13 protein-coding genes are annotated in these 15,272 nt (G+C 43.8%); 3 read left to right on the top strand and 10 right to left on the bottom strand.

The genetic code is table 11. The annotated features are described in order from the left end of the window. Positions 1-91 precede the first annotated feature (91 nt). The 7 genes from M3636_RS01700 to M3636_RS01670 all read right to left on the bottom strand — a co-directional run bounded on the left by M3636_RS01700 (position 92) and on the right by M3636_RS01670 (position 5,983). Positions 92-1,723 carry an exosporium glycoprotein BclB-related protein gene (locus tag M3636_RS01700; protein WP_251381111.1) on the bottom strand — a complete coding sequence of 544 codons (1,632 nt, stop codon included), beginning with the start codon at positions 1,721-1,723 and terminating at the stop codon, positions 92-94. A gap of 35 nt (positions 1,724-1,758) precedes the next feature. Next, the gene (locus tag M3636_RS01695; RefSeq protein ID WP_128103034.1) at positions 1,759-2,118 is read right to left on the bottom strand and encodes a hypothetical protein; all 360 of its coding nucleotides are present in this window, start codon (positions 2,116-2,118) and stop codon (positions 1,759-1,761) included. 376 nt (positions 2,119-2,494) lie between these two features. Beyond that, the gene (locus tag M3636_RS01690; RefSeq protein ID WP_128103035.1) at positions 2,495-3,133 is read right to left on the bottom strand and encodes an NADPH-dependent FMN reductase family protein; all 639 of its coding nucleotides are present in this window, start codon (positions 3,131-3,133) and stop codon (positions 2,495-2,497) included. Continuing rightward, on the bottom strand, positions 3,130-3,636 hold the full coding sequence (locus tag M3636_RS01685) for a flavodoxin family protein (protein ID WP_128103036.1): 507 nt from the start codon (positions 3,634-3,636) through the stop codon (positions 3,130-3,132). Before M3636_RS01685 ends, M3636_RS01690 begins: the two co-directional genes overlap by 4 nt. After that, positions 3,636-4,217: a TetR/AcrR family transcriptional regulator gene (locus M3636_RS01680; protein ID WP_251381110.1), complete on the bottom strand. Its 582-nt coding sequence runs from the start codon at positions 4,215-4,217 to the stop codon at positions 3,636-3,638. The genes M3636_RS01685 and M3636_RS01680 overlap by 1 nt, the downstream gene beginning before the upstream one ends. A gap of 189 nt (positions 4,218-4,406) precedes the next feature. Then, positions 4,407-5,300, bottom strand: a complete 894-nt coding sequence (locus tag M3636_RS01675; RefSeq protein ID WP_251381109.1) for an alpha/beta fold hydrolase — start codon at positions 5,298-5,300, stop codon at positions 4,407-4,409. Positions 5,301-5,326: 26 nt separating this feature from the next. Then, entirely contained in the window at positions 5,327-5,983 is a 657-nt protein-coding gene (locus tag M3636_RS01670) for a TetR/AcrR family transcriptional regulator (protein ID WP_251381108.1), read from the bottom strand. 194 nt (positions 5,984-6,177) lie between these two features. On the opposite strand from M3636_RS01670, the gene M3636_RS01665 reads away from it, so the two are divergent. Then, positions 6,178-6,897 (top strand): SDR family NAD(P)-dependent oxidoreductase, encoded by a 720-nt coding sequence (locus M3636_RS01665; protein ID WP_251381107.1) that lies wholly within the window; start codon positions 6,178-6,180, stop codon positions 6,895-6,897. A 105-nt stretch (positions 6,898-7,002) separates the two neighbouring features. Here the strand turns inward: M3636_RS01665 and M3636_RS01660 are convergent, their stop codons facing one another. From M3636_RS01660 to M3636_RS01650, 3 genes are all read right to left on the bottom strand, one after another. Further along, positions 7,003-8,220, bottom strand: a complete 1,218-nt coding sequence (locus M3636_RS01660) for a glycoside hydrolase family 5 protein (RefSeq protein WP_217363753.1) — start codon at positions 8,218-8,220, stop codon at positions 7,003-7,005. Between the two features lie 269 nt (positions 8,221-8,489). Further along, positions 8,490-9,515, bottom strand: a complete 1,026-nt coding sequence (locus tag M3636_RS01655) for a leucine-rich repeat domain-containing protein (protein ID WP_251381106.1) — start codon at positions 9,513-9,515, stop codon at positions 8,490-8,492. Positions 9,516-9,763: 248 nt separating this feature from the next. Beyond that, the gene (locus M3636_RS01650) at positions 9,764-11,509 is read right to left on the bottom strand and encodes a methyl-accepting chemotaxis protein (protein ID WP_251381105.1); all 1,746 of its coding nucleotides are present in this window, start codon (positions 11,507-11,509) and stop codon (positions 9,764-9,766) included. 271 nt (positions 11,510-11,780) lie between these two features. Here M3636_RS01650 and M3636_RS01645 point away from each other — a divergent pair, with 271 nt between their 5' ends. Both M3636_RS01645 and M3636_RS01640 read left to right on the top strand, forming a co-directional pair. Beyond that, the gene (locus tag M3636_RS01645; protein WP_128104554.1) at positions 11,781-13,844 is read left to right on the top strand and encodes a methyl-accepting chemotaxis protein; all 2,064 of its coding nucleotides are present in this window, start codon (positions 11,781-11,783) and stop codon (positions 13,842-13,844) included. Between the two features lie 111 nt (positions 13,845-13,955). Continuing rightward, a complete protein-coding gene (locus tag M3636_RS01640; RefSeq protein WP_251381103.1) occupies positions 13,956-15,131 on the top strand; it encodes an aminotransferase class I/II-fold pyridoxal phosphate-dependent enzyme in 1,176 nt (391 codons plus the stop codon). Positions 15,132-15,272 lie beyond the last annotated feature (141 nt).

The raw sequence follows: 15,272 nt of genomic DNA, 5'->3' as shown, positions 1-15,272 counted from the left end.
TAGAGGTTTCATATCAAGTACTACGTTACCCCTCAGCATGATCCGCAAGGAGCTCCCTGTTTATGAATTTGATACAAAGCGTGAAATTCTGTTAAGTGATAGTAAGACTGCCGCTTGCATATCCGGCCAAGGTTGTAGCTACATCAATTCCGGCTGTTACGGATGCCGAGAACACCATAAGCAGGCGGTCACCCGCAGCTACTGGAATACTTAGTCCCGTGGTCAATCCGCTGGATATTGTGCCCAGTGCCAAAACGCCGGTCAGTGAAGGAGCCAAGGTAACCAATGCACCAGGTACAGCTGTAAAGGTGTTATTAGGTGTAGTGGAATGGAACAGTTGTGCAGTTATGGTTACTGTAGATCCCACCAAGCTAAGCCCAGCTGTCGTGCTGAAATAGGCAGCCAGTGAAGAAATCGTTCCTGCACGAGATGCTGAGAAAGCAAAGTTAAGCAAGGTGCCTGCAGCGCCCGTGAGATCAATAATGCCTCCGTTAATACTTATTCCTGTGGCACTGTTGCCAAAACCAACCAAACTCGAGGTATTTAAAAGTCCACCTAATACTGTAGTCAACGCGACTGGTAGTCCCGATGCATAAGGAATAATCGCTCCAGAACCTGCTGCACCTGTCGCTCCTGTTGCTCCCGTTACTCCTGTTGTACCCGCGGTGCCTGTTGCTCCCGTTACTCCTGTCGTACCCGCGGTGCCGGTTGCTCCGGTCACTCCTGTCGTACCCGCGGTGCCTGTTGCTCCTGTTACTCCCGTTGTACCCGCCGTGCCGGTCGCTCCCGTTACTCCTGTTGTACCCGCCGTGCCGGTCGCTCCGGTAACTCCCGTCGTACCCGCTGTCCCGGTCGCTCCCGTTACTCCTGTCGTACCCGGTGCGCCGGTTGCTCCGGTCACTCCTGTCGTACCCGCCGTACCTGGCGAGCCAGTTGCTCCTGTCGCTCCCGTTGTACCTGGTGTACCTGTCGCTCCCGTTACTCCTGTTGTACCCGCCGTGCCGGTTGCTCCCGTCACTCCCGTTGTACCCGCGGTGCCTGTTGCTCCCGTTACTCCTGTCGTACCCGCGGTGCCTGTTGCTCCGGTCACTCCTGTCGTACCCGCGGTGCCTGTTGCTCCCGTTACTCCCGTCGTACCCGCGGTGCCGGTTGCTCCCGTTACTCCTGTTGTACCCGCCGTGCCGGTCGCTCCCGTCACTCCCGTTGTACCCGCGGTGCCGGTCGCTCCGGTCACTCCTGTCGTACCCGGTGCGCCGGTTGCTCCTGTTACTCCCGCTGTACCCGGCGTGCCAGTTGCTCCTGTCGCTCCCGTTGTACCTGGTGTACCTGTCGCTCCTGTAGACCCGGTTGCGCCGGTGATGCTTGGGATTTCACCTAGCAATTCTGAAGAAACCAAACGATGAGCTGCTACCAAAGAGCCTGTGCTGCTTTTTCCCCATACGGATACTTGAACAGGATCATTAACCACCGCTGTTGTTGAAAAAGTAAACTCGAACGCATCAAAATTAGCAAAATAATTGTTGGTTATCACTTGATTTGGTGCAATGTCGAACGACTCACTGACATATAGAATCCTGGATCCATCAGTCATATAATACCCTTGTAATTGTATAGTGGAAGTTGCTGAATTGCTGCGATTATCAATTCTGATCGTAACGGACTGAGTCGGTCTTACACCGCTAACAGAATTATTCTCTATCGGTCCTGTTGATAAAAAACTCATCGCCACATCCTCCTCTTATGAGTGAATTCTACCTGCTAGATGTCCTTAACTGTTGTTTCGTGTACCACTATCCGATGTGCATCAACTAATTGCCCGGACGCTTGTTTGCCCCACACTGAAATCCCTACTTCCTCAACACCTTCCGTACTAGTCTCAAAAGTAAACTCAAAAGCATCCAAATCTGCGAAATAATTTTTGCTCAAAACTTCGTTAGGCGCCACACTGATTACTTCATGCACATACAGCGTTCTTGTTGTGCTTAATACATAACCCTGCAATAAAATGGTTACTGAATCCACATTAGCGCGATTGACCAATCTAATCGTGACCTGTTGTGTCGGTCTAACGCCAGAAACGGGGCTATTTTCAATCGGCCCAGTTGATAAAATACTCATTTTCCCCATCCCACCTTTTTATGAACCTCTAACTCTGGAAGTATTTCGTATATTGGGACACTAAGCCAACGGTGCGGATCAAAGACAGCGGGCAAATTCACCATTATCAATAAACAATAACAGTCTACACCCAGTGCTTAGCTATAAAAGGCTGGATTATGTACAGCAAGGAGGAGAAATAATGCAAGTGCAACTATGAGTTTTTTCCATTGTTACCCGCAGGTTGACTCTTTGTGTCTTAGCCAAAATGATTTCCAGAAGAAACTAAACGACTGTTTCCAGTAAATTATATGGAAACAGCCGCAGCTTAAGACTTTTTTTCGTGTTTACTTGGTCAATTTTTATGTAATCTAATGTGCTGTTCTTATGTCTGTCTCTACAATCTCCGCAATATATCCTTCTTCTTCAAGCCGTTCTTTTTGGCAGTAGCCTCCCAGAACGAATGCTTGGCTGCCCATTTCCAAGCAAAACGTGGGAAATTGGGACTGAAAAAGCGAGATTGTCCCGTCCCTTGTGTATTAATATGGTGTGCAAGTTCTTGGATTGCTCTGCCGAGATTCCGAAGAGGGCCTTGCCCAAGTGGAACCTTTTCTAGAAAACCCAACATCTCACCACCACCTTGCCCAACGCCTTGTCCAAAGGTAACGCCAGTGCGTAGACACCAATTTTGAATGATTTCAATAGCAATCTGATTCTGGTGTCCCTCATAAAACCCATTGTTCATCATGACATATAGATAAATATCCTTGTTACGTTCTTTTTTCATAAATTTCTCTAAGGTGACAAGCGTACTAAATAAATGGGATGGCAGGCCGTCCACGTACAGTGGCGATGCAATAACCAGTACATCCATATCGCAAAGTTCAATGAACTGCGCTTCTGTAAGTGCTCTCTGGCGAATTGGGAAGTGTTTAACTTCATGCTCTTCATGGATAAGAGGCTCCAGAGCTTGTAGCATGAAAGCAGAGTTGCTTTGTCTAACTTTGGGACTTCCGTTAATCATCGCGATTTTCATTGCAGCATCCCCCTAACATCTTGGACATGTGTGTGAAAGAACACACTATTATTGGTAGAAGCCCAGTTAAGACTATTGGCAGCAACAAGCTTCTTCGCTGTTTCCTTCTCATGTTCCGCAATGTCTCCACCATAAAAATGGACTGACAAGGCGAAGCGATTTTTGTACCGTTGCTTGTGGTGAGTCTCCCCATTCTTCGTAATGAAGTAAGGCAACACGTAAGAGATACTTCTGTTAAGTACGTTAAGCACAAAAGGGCTATAGCTTCCATACATACACTCGCTGACAATGATCAGCTCATCGATTTTGGAGAGACGTTCTCCCATATGTTGATAATCATCCCTTATAATACATACCCCAGGCGTTCTGGTCCAGCATCCAAAACAGCCAACACATTTGCGAATGGAGCCATTGTTGGTGACAACGTCCAGCTCCAAAGCATCTGTAGGATTATATATCTGACTCAACTGCTGTTCAGGCAAATCGTGAATTAACATTTTCATTATTTCCCCTCCTGAAATGGAGTTTGGATCGTGATATAATCACGCCAATTTCCAGAGAAACGAACACCATTGTTGGTGAGCAGTGAGGCTATACCGTGCACCATCGCCCACAATGCAATTAACTGTTGTGGACATTGCTCTTCGGGCAGGCCAACGGAACGAAACATACGATATGCAGTCGTGCGAAACAGTACAAACGGTGGGTAATCATCTTGGTCATAGTTATCCAGATTAATCGAAATTTTAGAATGATAGAACAAGAACTGAAAATAAGGCGGATGATCCACAAAAAAATCAATGTACGCCTGACCGAGCAAAGAAACTGCTTCGCGGCTGTCTTCCTGTCCATCGATGGCGGTGTGAAGCTTGTTCATAAATTGTGCCGTCACATGCTCCCCCATAGCAGCAAGTAATTCATCCACATTTTCAAAATGACTATAGGGCGCGGTGTGACTAACGTTACATTTTGCAGCCACCCGGCGCAGTGAGAAGCTCTTTAAACCATCCTCGTTAATTAGTCGAATACCTGCTTCAATCAGTTGACTTCGCAGATTGCCATGGTGGTACGGCTTTTCCTTCATGAAATAAAGTCCTCCCTTCTTAACAACTTAACACTGTAAAGATTGTAGCACATAATCTTTACAGTGTTAAGTTTAATTTCTGAATAACTTTATTCTTTTCACACAATGAGCAAAAACTCTATTTCTAGCAGTAGTTTTTGCTCATGTTTGTATTAACAGTTTTTCGCTCTATCTTTAAATTGGAACCGTTTATTTATTCATCTTCCGTCCAAGAAAATCTAGCATGAACCGATTCACAATTTCTGATTTTTCTAATGGAAGCCCGTGTCCAGCATGGGGAACAACAATAGCTTCAATACCATTTATGGTTTCTCTGGCTCGTTTAATAGCTCGTTCGACATCATACTGTATGTCTTGATCTCCAATTAGTAGTAATGCGGGAACGGTAATCTGTTCTAATTCATTGTCCTTTATGTATGAGACAAACAACTTTGTCCGTGGAAGAGCATTTTGCATAGACACTAGAAACTGATTCTTAATTGCCTGATTAATGATATTTCCATCACCAGTCATATAATCCATTAGATTTTGAATTCTTTTGGTTGTAGGCCTCATTCCCGCCAATAGACAACGTATGAAAAAGCGTATGCTCTGCGGCTGTAATCCCGCACCAGGACTAATGATCACGATTTTCCGAATACGTTCTGATACTCTACTGGCAAGAACTAATGTAAGAAATCCTCCATAGGAATGCCCACACACATGAGCCTGATCAATATGAAGTCTGTCCATCATCTCTATAAACCATAAAGCACAGTCCGTTTTATTTTTGATTGACTGGGCTGAAACACTCCTATTGATGTCACCCGGAAAATCGATGGCGTATACCCTGTAATGGTCGCTAAGAGCGCTAATGTTTTCCGACCACATCGTCGAACTGAATCCAAACCCATGCAGTAACACCATGGGTTCAGCATTTTCTTTCCCAGAAACGAGCACATGTACTGAACCAAAAGAAGTAGACACATATATTGAATCAAAGGGTACTTTCCATTGCTTAAGTGTATTATTATAAGCATTCATTACAAGATCGGGGTTTCCCCTCTTTCTATAAACCGAATTTACACGTTTCTCCACATTCATTCCTGCCCCTCCTCCTTTATGTAGTATTAGACTCGAACCATGCCTACAAAAAAGCGAATATGTTCCATCATGTTTTGCTCAATTTCTGTAGTTTTCTCCCCATCCAACCTTTTCAAAATATACAGAGAGACCATTTGAAGCAACGGGTATTGATAGTTAACCGAAAGCATTTTAGGATCGTGATATTGAATTTGTCCTAATGTAAAATATTTCTTAAATACGATCTCCATAAAATTTGACATACCCTCAACAATATCATTTAAATAAATTGATCTTGCTTTCTCGTCTCTTACCTGCTCCAAATAGATTATTCTCCAGATCTTCTCCATCTTCGGATTCTCAATATGATCCATAAAATTCTTCAAACCTTGTATGAGAAATCTTTCAATATCCATAGAAGACACAATCTCATCCAGACCTTCTTGTGGTGGAATAATATTGGCTACGTCCATCCGAAAATTAAAATAAATCGTTTCTAGTATCTCGATCTTATTACTAAAATGGTTATACAAAGAACTTTCCTTAATTCCTACCTTTCTCGTAATATCTCTAATTGAGACAGCATTATATCCATCTTGAGAAAAAAGATCGATTGCAACATGAAGAATGAGATTTTTATTAGCGTTCTGAATCCTATCCCCATTGATATCTATAAACCACTCAGATTCAAACGTTTTTTCCATATAAATCATCCCCTTCAAACTAACGAGTGTTCGTTTTTTTTAATATTATAACTAACAATTGTTAGTTCGTAAAGTTCATTGAATGATTCTCTCTAGCAGAATTTGGAGCTACATATCACTAGATGATATAGTTAAACCTGTAGTCCTTTTAATAATTAATATCTTGTATACATATAAGAAAGAGAGGCATGAAGATGAAAAGTTACCTTGTATTTGGTGCAAGTAAAGGGTTAGGAGACGCTTTTGTCAGAGGAGTGCCTCAGGAGGGCGATAAGGTTTGGGTTGTGTCCAGAAGTAAGCCCGAGAGTCTGAATTTGAATGATGGTGTAGAGCGAGTATGGATACAGGCCGATCTTGCAGATCAACATGCGGCTACCATTGTTACGGATCAGTTAAAACACGAAAAGCTGGATGTTCTCATCTACAATGTGGGGATCTGGGAAAAGGAAGGCTTCGAGGATCACTATTCGTTCGATCGGGATGAGCCTGCAGATATTAGTCAGCTGATCCATGTAAATATTACTTCAACGATTGTATGTATTCAGGCCTTATTGCCTCATCTCCGACAATCTTCAGGAGGAAAGATCATTCTCATCGGTTCAACCGCAGGGCTCAACAATGCCAATAGCAAACAGGTTTCTTTTGTCGCTTCCAAATTTGCTATTCGTGGAATTACAGAAGCATTACGAGAACATACCAGACAGGACGGCATCGCTGTCACATGTATTAACCCTGGGGAGCTTGCAGCCGAAATTCCTTATGAACAAGGGGCTGAGCGAGCGCTTGAGGAATATAACGGAACACGCATCCCGCTTCAGGATATGGTCTCCATTGTGAAGTGCATCGTTAGCCTATCCAATGCGGCTTGTGTGAAAGAGATAAACGTTCCTGCGCTAACAGATACCAACACCTAGTGCATTAACCATATGACCGCCAATATATCGCTTCAAAAAAACTAAAATCGGCGCGTTCCTTCTTACAGGAGCGCGCCGTTTGTATTCGTCCCGCCAAACGACGGATTATTGCATACCTTGCATAATTGCATTAATAATTCCTTGCTGAGTTACCGTATTGTTGTACCGGTTAAACAAACCGAATCCGTGCTGGCCGTTGTAACCATTGTCCCAGTATACAGGCACCGCTTTATACTTTTTGGCTGTTTTCGCAACAGCTTTTGCAAATATTGCACGATACGTATTGTTGGTGGAGTCATATGACGTTTTGTCAATGGAGCCGAATTCGCCGATCACAACAGGGTAGCCTTGTGTCACAAACTTATCATGCATCGATTTCAACTGTGATTCCAAGTAATCCTCTTGCCCCCAAGTAGACTTCTTAGATGGGTTAGTCGCCGTTGCCCCCCATTGAGTGATGTTACCGGATTCTTCACCGGCGAAATCCCAAGGAGAATAATAGTGTGCCGAGATCATAATTCTTTTTTCCGAACTCGGAATGGTCGAAGATCTGAACGTATCTGTTGGCAGAACGAAACCATAGTTGCCTACCGTATAGTCAATATTCGTATTCCAACCTGGGATCAGCAGCCATCTGGCGCTGTTGTTTCCTCCTGTTTTCCGAACGGTATCCACGAAGATCTGATTGTAAGCATTGAGGTTTGCATAATAGGCAGGATTCGGATTCCCGTAAGTACCGTCAAATGTTTCATTCATGGACTCCAGAACAAGGCGCTCATCATAATTAATGAACGTATTGGCAATTTGTTGCCACACACGTTGATACTTTTCTTTGATCTGTGTTTGATTTGAGCCATTCACAAGCAACCATCCACCTTGAACAGAGTTGAATCCATCCCCGTGAATGTTAATGACCACGTAGAGGCCTTCATTGTAAGCATAGTCAACAACCGTTTTTACCCGGTTCAACCATGTAGCATTAATTGTATAGTTGGGAGCGCTTCCAATATGACTCAAATAGGACACAGGGATACGGATCGTATTAAATCCCGCTGCCTTCACCTTTTTGATTAACTCTGGAGTGACCGTAGGATTATTCCATGCTGTCTCGCTTGGCGTACCGTTGACTGATGCCTCCAGTGAATTCCCCAAATTCCATCCGGCACCCATCTCATAAACGATCTGCGAAGCAGACAAAGATCTGAAATCTGAAGTAATCGGTGTTGCCGCCGATGCCTTAGAGCCCCATCCAGAGAAGACCACTGAAGCCAACAAAACGAGAGCTAAGCTATGAATGCCTAATTTCTTCATTTTCATAAGCATGTCCAACCTCCATTTAAATGAATAGTTTGTGCTCACCTACATAACCGTTCCGTGAATAGATTCAATCAATGCTTGGAGAATACGGAGCCTCCCTTCTAGTAACTTAAGGAGATAAAAGTGGTAACAAACTTTACCGATAGATTCCCTTAATCATCTATGCTGATTGAATGATATGTTACCCAAATAATACCATATATTTGCAAAATAAGGAACTATACTTCTTGGGAAATTTATCTATTTTGTCGAAGAATATATTATTATGCATTACTCTACATCAATATACGAGATAGATGCGCAAGCGCCATCGATTGAATTCGATTTTCTTCGGGAATATTTTCATAGAGAAGCTCCGCTTTCCCTGCCTCCACCATATGTTTACGCAACGCATCAATTCGTCTCTTATTGACATCCATATAACGAAAATCCACCTGCCGTAAACGATCCATTTCCGCCATACGATCAAAGGACTCCGCCTTAAGCTTTGGATTAATCTCTTTTAGTTCAAGCACCTCCAGTTGATTTGCATTCCATAGATGATCTATATCCTGCAATGACTTCATGTAATCTAGTTCAAGCTGTCTTAGGTTGCTCAACCTGGAGAAATCGCATAAACGTTCTACTTTGGGAAGGGACAACCGTAGATAGACCAAATTCTTCAATGTCTCCAATGTATCAATGTTGCTTAAATTACGAACGGCAGATAGCCGCAGCATGCTAATGTTTGAGGTAGATAGAACATCGAGTGAGTCATTGAAGGTACAGCTGTCTATGGATAGATACGCTAAGAATGGTAGATCTACAACAAAATCAAGCTTCTCGATAGCACAGTTCAGAACAAGCGTTTCCAACCGGATACAATCCTCAATCGGCGAGAGATCATTGAATTTACCACTCAGTAACAGGTACTTTAAATACTTGAAATTACGAATAAAATCAAGCGATTGTGCCTTCGGTGAATGGATCTCCAGATAATTCATGCGCTCTAACGCACTTAATTGAGTCAAATGCTGTCTCTGCTGAAGGTGGATCTTCAGCGCGGTAACATGCTTCATCTCAGCAAGTTGTGCCACCACTTCCTCTGGGCAAGAACTATTCTTCTCCACATTAGATACGTACAAAATTAAATCCGGTCTTTTCGCAAATACGTGTTGATCTAGCCCCATGAGATCGTCCAGCTTGTCTACACCAACAACATAACTAACCGTCGCTCGATTCCGCAAATGTCTCACAGCGTCATCCATCTTGTCGATCGTCCAAGGAGCCCCGCTCATTGAAGCAGCCCATACTTCACTCATCGTTCGCCATCCTCCATTTGCACATTATTTTATTGAAAGTAGTATTTACCGATCTAGCGATCACTTCCTATAATTGTAAAGGAGGCTGATTAAATTGAGAAGTACGCGGTGGAATATTCATCACAAAAAATACACCCGTCTACCGATAACATGAAGGCCTCAGACCCATCATATTCGGTACAACAGGGTGTATTTCTGTCTCTATTTCAACATATTATTGATGAAGTATTCTCATTTTAACTCAGGATCTATATTTTAAACCCTTTAACAAGATCGTTTAGTCGTGCAGCACTTTCCTTCACTTGATCCGACTGGTCGGCTACCTGCAACGATTGCTCCGAGGAGGATACCATGTGTTCAGCAATATGCTGACTCGATGCAGCCGATTGCTCACTAGCGGTTGCGATCTCATGAATCGCTCGTACAAGCGTATCGACCGTTTCTTTTACCTCTTGAGCGGTCTTATGAAGATCGTTAACAGTATTGGCTTGATCCACTGCATTGTTGTGATACTGCCCGACCGTATTCTCCAGCAATTGATAGTCGCTCCCCACCTGATTATACATAAACGCAAGCATTTCCTTAGCGCTAGAGGATAGATGAGCAACCGATTCAGTAACTTCACTGGTGACATGCCGAATCTGATCTGCCGCTTCTCTAGAGCCGTCTGCCAATTTGCGAATCTCCTCAGCCACAACGGCAAATCCTCTTCCTGCCTTCCCTGCACGTGCAGCCTCAATGGAAGCGTTCAATGCGAGCAGGTTGGTTTGCGCCGTAATATCCAGAATAGATTGGGACAAAACACTAATCTGGTCAACCGCATTGGCACGTTCCAATGCTTCATTCATTTTCGCACTTGCACTTGTATACATGTCTTGCGCGGCCTTACTAGATTCACTAGCCTCCTGCTTCAGAGCCTCAGCTTTCCCGCTGGTAACGTTCGCGGACTCTGCCTCCTCCTTCGTACGAGAAGAGATATATTCCGTAGCTCGGAGCACCTCATTAACAGATTGATTCATATTTTCAGTATATGCCGAAGTCTCTTCCATCGTAGCAGATAACTCTTCCACGGTAGCAGATACTTCCCGTATACGCTCGTTAAGCTCCGACATATTCTGGTTGGTTAGATCACTCATCTCGTTGATCTGACGAGACTCTTGAACCACACTCGTAATAACAGTTGAAGTAGCCCCGGTCATGCTATGGATTCCACGTGCAATGACACTAATCTCGTTATTGCCCTGGAGTAGATTCGGATCGAGAGTAGCTGTCAAATTCCCCTGCGTCACTTCAGCACAGTAGTGGTTGATCGCACGCATCCGCACAATAATATTTCGAATCGTGATAAACGAAACAGCCCCAAGAATAGCAAATGTAGATAACAACACAATACTAAGCATAACCGCTTTTTCTCTAATGGTTTCCTGAGCGGCAGCGTATAGCTTTGCGGATTCCTCTTCGTTATATGTACTTAGCTTCGTGATCGTTTCTACAATGGCTGTACTACTTTTGTTAATTCGATCTCTCTCTTCATCATCGTAAGTTCCCGTTGTTTTCTTCACGTTCATAATTCGTTCGATATCCTGATCATAGACTTCAAGCTTAGCTTGTAGATCAGTAAAAATCTCTTGTTCTGTTGGATCTAATGATCGTGCAGAGAACTCTTCCATTCCAGCCATTACATTGCTCTTATTTTTCTGAACTTGCTCATATTGCTTATCCGTATACTCTTGCTTGTCGAGAAGCTTCGTATAATTAGCTCGCATGTTATAGAAGTCCGCTTTGATCTCCAGAATGTTCGTTTGATGCAGGAAGCGATCGGTGTAGAGCTTGCCCTGTCCCTCTTTTACCTCATTCATGCCGAATATCCCAGACAGGAATAAGACAAATAGACCCACTAAACTAACTGCAAGCATTAGGATTAAGGTTGTCGTTAATCTCAGATGTTTAATTCCCCTCCTTTTGGATTCACTATGTAATGATTTTTGTTCCATGTGTACTCCCCCGGTATGTTCATATGACTTAAATTTCACATCGTGATAACTATATATCGGTAAAATGAGGTTCCATTTGTTAGATACCCATACAAAGTATAATTACTTCATTGCACAAATGTGAAAGAACTTTGCCCTCGTAGACATGCTCTAAACCCTTTCATTTATTTTCATTCAACCTACAAAAACCTACATAAATCTAATTATTTTTCCGACATATATTTAGAAGCATTTAGCTTAATACTCATCTGGGAGATGGAACATGAAAAAAATGTTGAAGCGGGGATCTAACAACGGTGCCAGAGTAACTAGCATCGCGAACACAGTATCCATTGTATTGTTAATTATTATCGTAGTCGTCTTCACCGTTCTTGGCACATTTATGTTTTCGAGTACACGGAATATTCTGATCAAGCAGCAGGAATCCATGCTACAGACCAAGACACAAGCTATTGTCAGTGAATTTGATGCGATGTTTAAGGAAAAAGGATCACTCGTGAAACAGATGTCGACGAATACACTTTTCCAACAATATATCGAAACCACCGAATCAGCAGCAGTGGCGACAACCTCACCACATGCGGCAGAGACACAAGCAACATTAGCTGCCATCGTCAAAGAAGAACCTTCATTTGCTGATGCTTGGATCGCAGGGTTAGAGGGAAAGGGATTCTGGCTGCAAAATGATGGCGTCTCTTCCGCGCCAGATTTTGATATCCAGACACGTCCTTATTACGAGCCTGTTCTAGCTACAGACGGTCTGTACTATTCAGATCCATACATCGACATCGCAGCAGGTAACGTACTTATGGGTATTTTCTATCCGATCAAAGAAAACAACCAACTCATCGGCTTTGCCGCAGCGGATATCGCATTCAAAGACATTCCCGCTATTATGGAAAGCTATTCCCTTGGGAACACGGGTTATTCCATGCTGATCTCCAAGACCGGAGAGATTCTGTACCACCCGGATGAGGAGAAAGTTCTAAAAGAAAACATTACGGACAACACAGGCGATTTTGGGGAAATCGGTAAGAAAATGATCGCTGGAGAATCCGGTGTCCAGCTTATTACAGACGACAACGGGGAACGTCGTTATATCGGTTATGCTACCAGTAAAGATACCGGATGGGCAGTAGGTCTAACGATATCTGAGAAAGAAGTTCTCGAAGAACTGAAGACCTTCACCTGGATTACGCTTGGCGGATTTGCTGTAGCTACCCTTTTATTGGTGATCATCTGCTACATTACTCTTCGTTACCTATTGAGATCCATTCCACAACTGCTCACCAAGATCAAATTGATTGAGCAAGGGGACTTAACCATTCAACTGGATGCCCAAGCGAATAATGAGATCGGTCAAATATCTCGCGGTATCAATACGATGGTGCAAAAAATTCAGGGCATGCTGCAAATCGTAGGCAGCTCTGCTCATGTACTGAATCAGTCCTCAACGGATCTGCAATCGATCTCTTCAAGAACGGCTACAACGATGAATGATACATCTACAGCCATTAATGAGATTGCGAATGCGACCAACTATCAGTCGATTGAGACAGAGAACATTTTACGCAAAACAGGTTCGCTATCAAGTCAGATCGATGAAATCGCCACCGATGCTCAAGCCATTGAAACGATGGTACAGACATCGGCTGATCAGAGTGGACAAGGATTAACGGTAGTAGCGCAGCTGTCCCAATGGGCCGAAGAGAATCATAATTCCACACAAGCCATCTCATCGATTATTCAGGAAATTGACCAGAGCCGTCATGAGATTTCCAGCTTCGTGGACACGGTCAATCAGATTGCAACACAGACCAACCTGCTTGCACTCAATGCTTCGATTGAGGCGGCACGTGCAGGAGAACAAGGTCGCGGATTCGCTGTTGTGGCGGGAGAAGTACGTAAGCTTGCTGAACAGACCGCCCTTGCGACCCAGGAAATATATAAAAAAGTACGTGTTATTGAAGAAAAAACAACAACATCTGTTGAGCATACTGCTCGTGGCATGAAAATCGCCGAGGAAAATGCAAAATCCGTGGAGGATACTAAACAGGTATTCTTCAGCATCAACAAAGACTTGGAAGATCTGAAATTGCGCATGATTCAGATCAGTACCAATACCGCCAATGTGCATAAGCACAAAGATGAAATTTTGCAGGCGCTAGAGATTATCTCCTCCACCACCGAAGAGAACTCAGCTTCAACCGAAGAGGTTAGTGCGAGTACGCAAGAACAGTTAGATAGTATTGAGCAAGTTGCTGACTTATCCAGTCAGTTGAATCAACTGTCCAGCAAATTGCAAGAAGAACTCAAACAGTTCAAAGTTGAATAAGCATCTGGATCACGTATCACGTGGATCATGTACGCCTGCTCTTCTCATTTACGCTCAGTCCATCTATTATAGATAGATATGTGTACGATGAGGAATGGAGGATATAACATCATGGAATTTGCAAAACGTATGAATCACTTCAGTGAGGGGATCTTCACCCGTCTGCTCGAAATCAAGCGCGAACGGCTGGAGAAGGGACAAGCGGTGATTGATCTTAGCGTAGGAACACCCAATATACCGCCTGCCCCACATATTATCACAGCACTGTGCGAAGCTGCGGCAGATCCCCAAAACTACATTTATGCGGTAAATGACCAGAGTGAGCTATTACAAGCGGCGAGTACATGGTATAAACAGCGCTATAATGTTGATCTGGATCCAAAGACACAGATCTGTTCTTTACTCGGCTCACAAGAAGGACTCGCACACATTTCCCTATCCATCGTCGATGAAGGAGATTTGGTGCTTGTTCCTGATCCATGTTACCCGGTGTTCGCAGATGGGCCTCTACTCGCTGGAGCCGAATTGTATTATATGCCGCAACAAGAAGAACACGGATATGTCATTCAACTAGAGGATATTCCGGAGGATATCGCAGCTCGTGCGAAATTCATGCTAGTGTCTTACCCTAACAATCCAACAACAGCGATGGCACCAGAGCAGTTTTACTTGGATCTGATTGCCTTTGCCAAAAAGCATAATATTATTGTTCTTCATGACAACGCCTATAGTGAACTTGTATTTGATGGAAAGACTTGTGGGAGCTTCCTCTCCCTGCCCGGCGCCATGGACGTAGGTATCGAATTCAATTCCTTGTCCAAAACCTATGGACTTGCTGGCGCAAGAATTGGTTTCTGTGTAGGTAACGCATCGGTTGTCTCTGTGCTTAAGAAATTAAAATCCAACATGGATTATGGTATGTTTCTACCGATTCAGAGAGCCGCAATTGCAGCCATTACCGGAGATCAGTCACAAGTTGAACAGGTACGAGCGATTTATGAGGAACGTCGGGATATCCTGTGCGATGGCTTCAGCCGGCTCGGATGGCATATCACGAAGCCCGAAGCAACAATGTTTGTCTGGACGCGGATCCCTGCGCATTACACCACCTCAGAACAGTTCGCAACAGACCTGGTTAACCAAACAGGTGTGATCGTTACGCCAGGTAGTGCATTTGGTCCTTCTGGTGAAGGATATGTTAGACTCGCTCTTGTGCAAAGTCAGGAACAGCTGGAACAAGCACTTCAATACGTGGAAGCCAGCGGAATCTTAGACCCTAAAAATTAAATACACCAACAACTAGACACAACAGCATCAGCTAAGAAGAGGAGCACGATTTCCCTTTATAGGAAACACCGTGCTTCTCTTCTTTGTTGTGTTACTTTTTATTCATGCTATCCAGGAATATACTAAGCCTATCGTGTCCAT

Origin of the sequence: Paenibacillus sp. MER 99-2 (genome assembly GCF_023714095.1) — a bacterium.
Lineage (GTDB): Bacteria > Bacillota > Bacilli > Paenibacillales > Paenibacillaceae > Paenibacillus.
Note: the sequence above shows the minus strand (reverse complement) of the source record. Positions and strands in the feature narration are given on the sequence as shown.

Coding starts and splice junctions, on each gene's coding strand:
- M3636_RS01700 (WP_251381111.1), bottom strand. CDS start 1,723: ATGAGTTTTTTATCAACAGGACCGATAGAGAATAATTCTGTTAGCGGT.
- M3636_RS01695 (WP_128103034.1), bottom strand. CDS start 2,118: ATGAGTATTTTATCAACTGGGCCGATTGAAAATAGCCCCGTTTCTGGC.
- M3636_RS01690 (WP_128103035.1), bottom strand. CDS start 3,133: ATGAAAATCGCGATGATTAACGGAAGTCCCAAAGTTAGACAAAGCAAC.
- M3636_RS01685 (WP_128103036.1), bottom strand. CDS start 3,636: ATGAAAATGTTAATTCACGATTTGCCTGAACAGCAGTTGAGTCAGATA.
- M3636_RS01680 (WP_251381110.1), bottom strand. CDS start 4,217: ATGAAGGAAAAGCCGTACCACCATGGCAATCTGCGAAGTCAACTGATT.
- M3636_RS01675 (WP_251381109.1), bottom strand. CDS start 5,300: ATGAATGTGGAGAAACGTGTAAATTCGGTTTATAGAAAGAGGGGAAAC.
- M3636_RS01670 (WP_251381108.1), bottom strand. CDS start 5,983: ATGGAAAAAACGTTTGAATCTGAGTGGTTTATAGATATCAATGGGGAT.
- M3636_RS01665 (WP_251381107.1), top strand. CDS start 6,178: ATGAAAAGTTACCTTGTATTTGGTGCAAGTAAAGGGTTAGGAGACGCT.
- M3636_RS01660 (WP_217363753.1), bottom strand. CDS start 8,220: ATGCTTATGAAAATGAAGAAATTAGGCATTCATAGCTTAGCTCTCGTT.
- M3636_RS01655 (WP_251381106.1), bottom strand. CDS start 9,515: ATGAGTGAAGTATGGGCTGCTTCAATGAGCGGGGCTCCTTGGACGATC.
- M3636_RS01650 (WP_251381105.1), bottom strand. CDS start 11,509: ATGGAACAAAAATCATTACATAGTGAATCCAAAAGGAGGGGAATTAAA.
- M3636_RS01645 (WP_128104554.1), top strand. CDS start 11,781: ATGTTGAAGCGGGGATCTAACAACGGTGCCAGAGTAACTAGCATCGCG.
- M3636_RS01640 (WP_251381103.1), top strand. CDS start 13,956: ATGGAATTTGCAAAACGTATGAATCACTTCAGTGAGGGGATCTTCACC.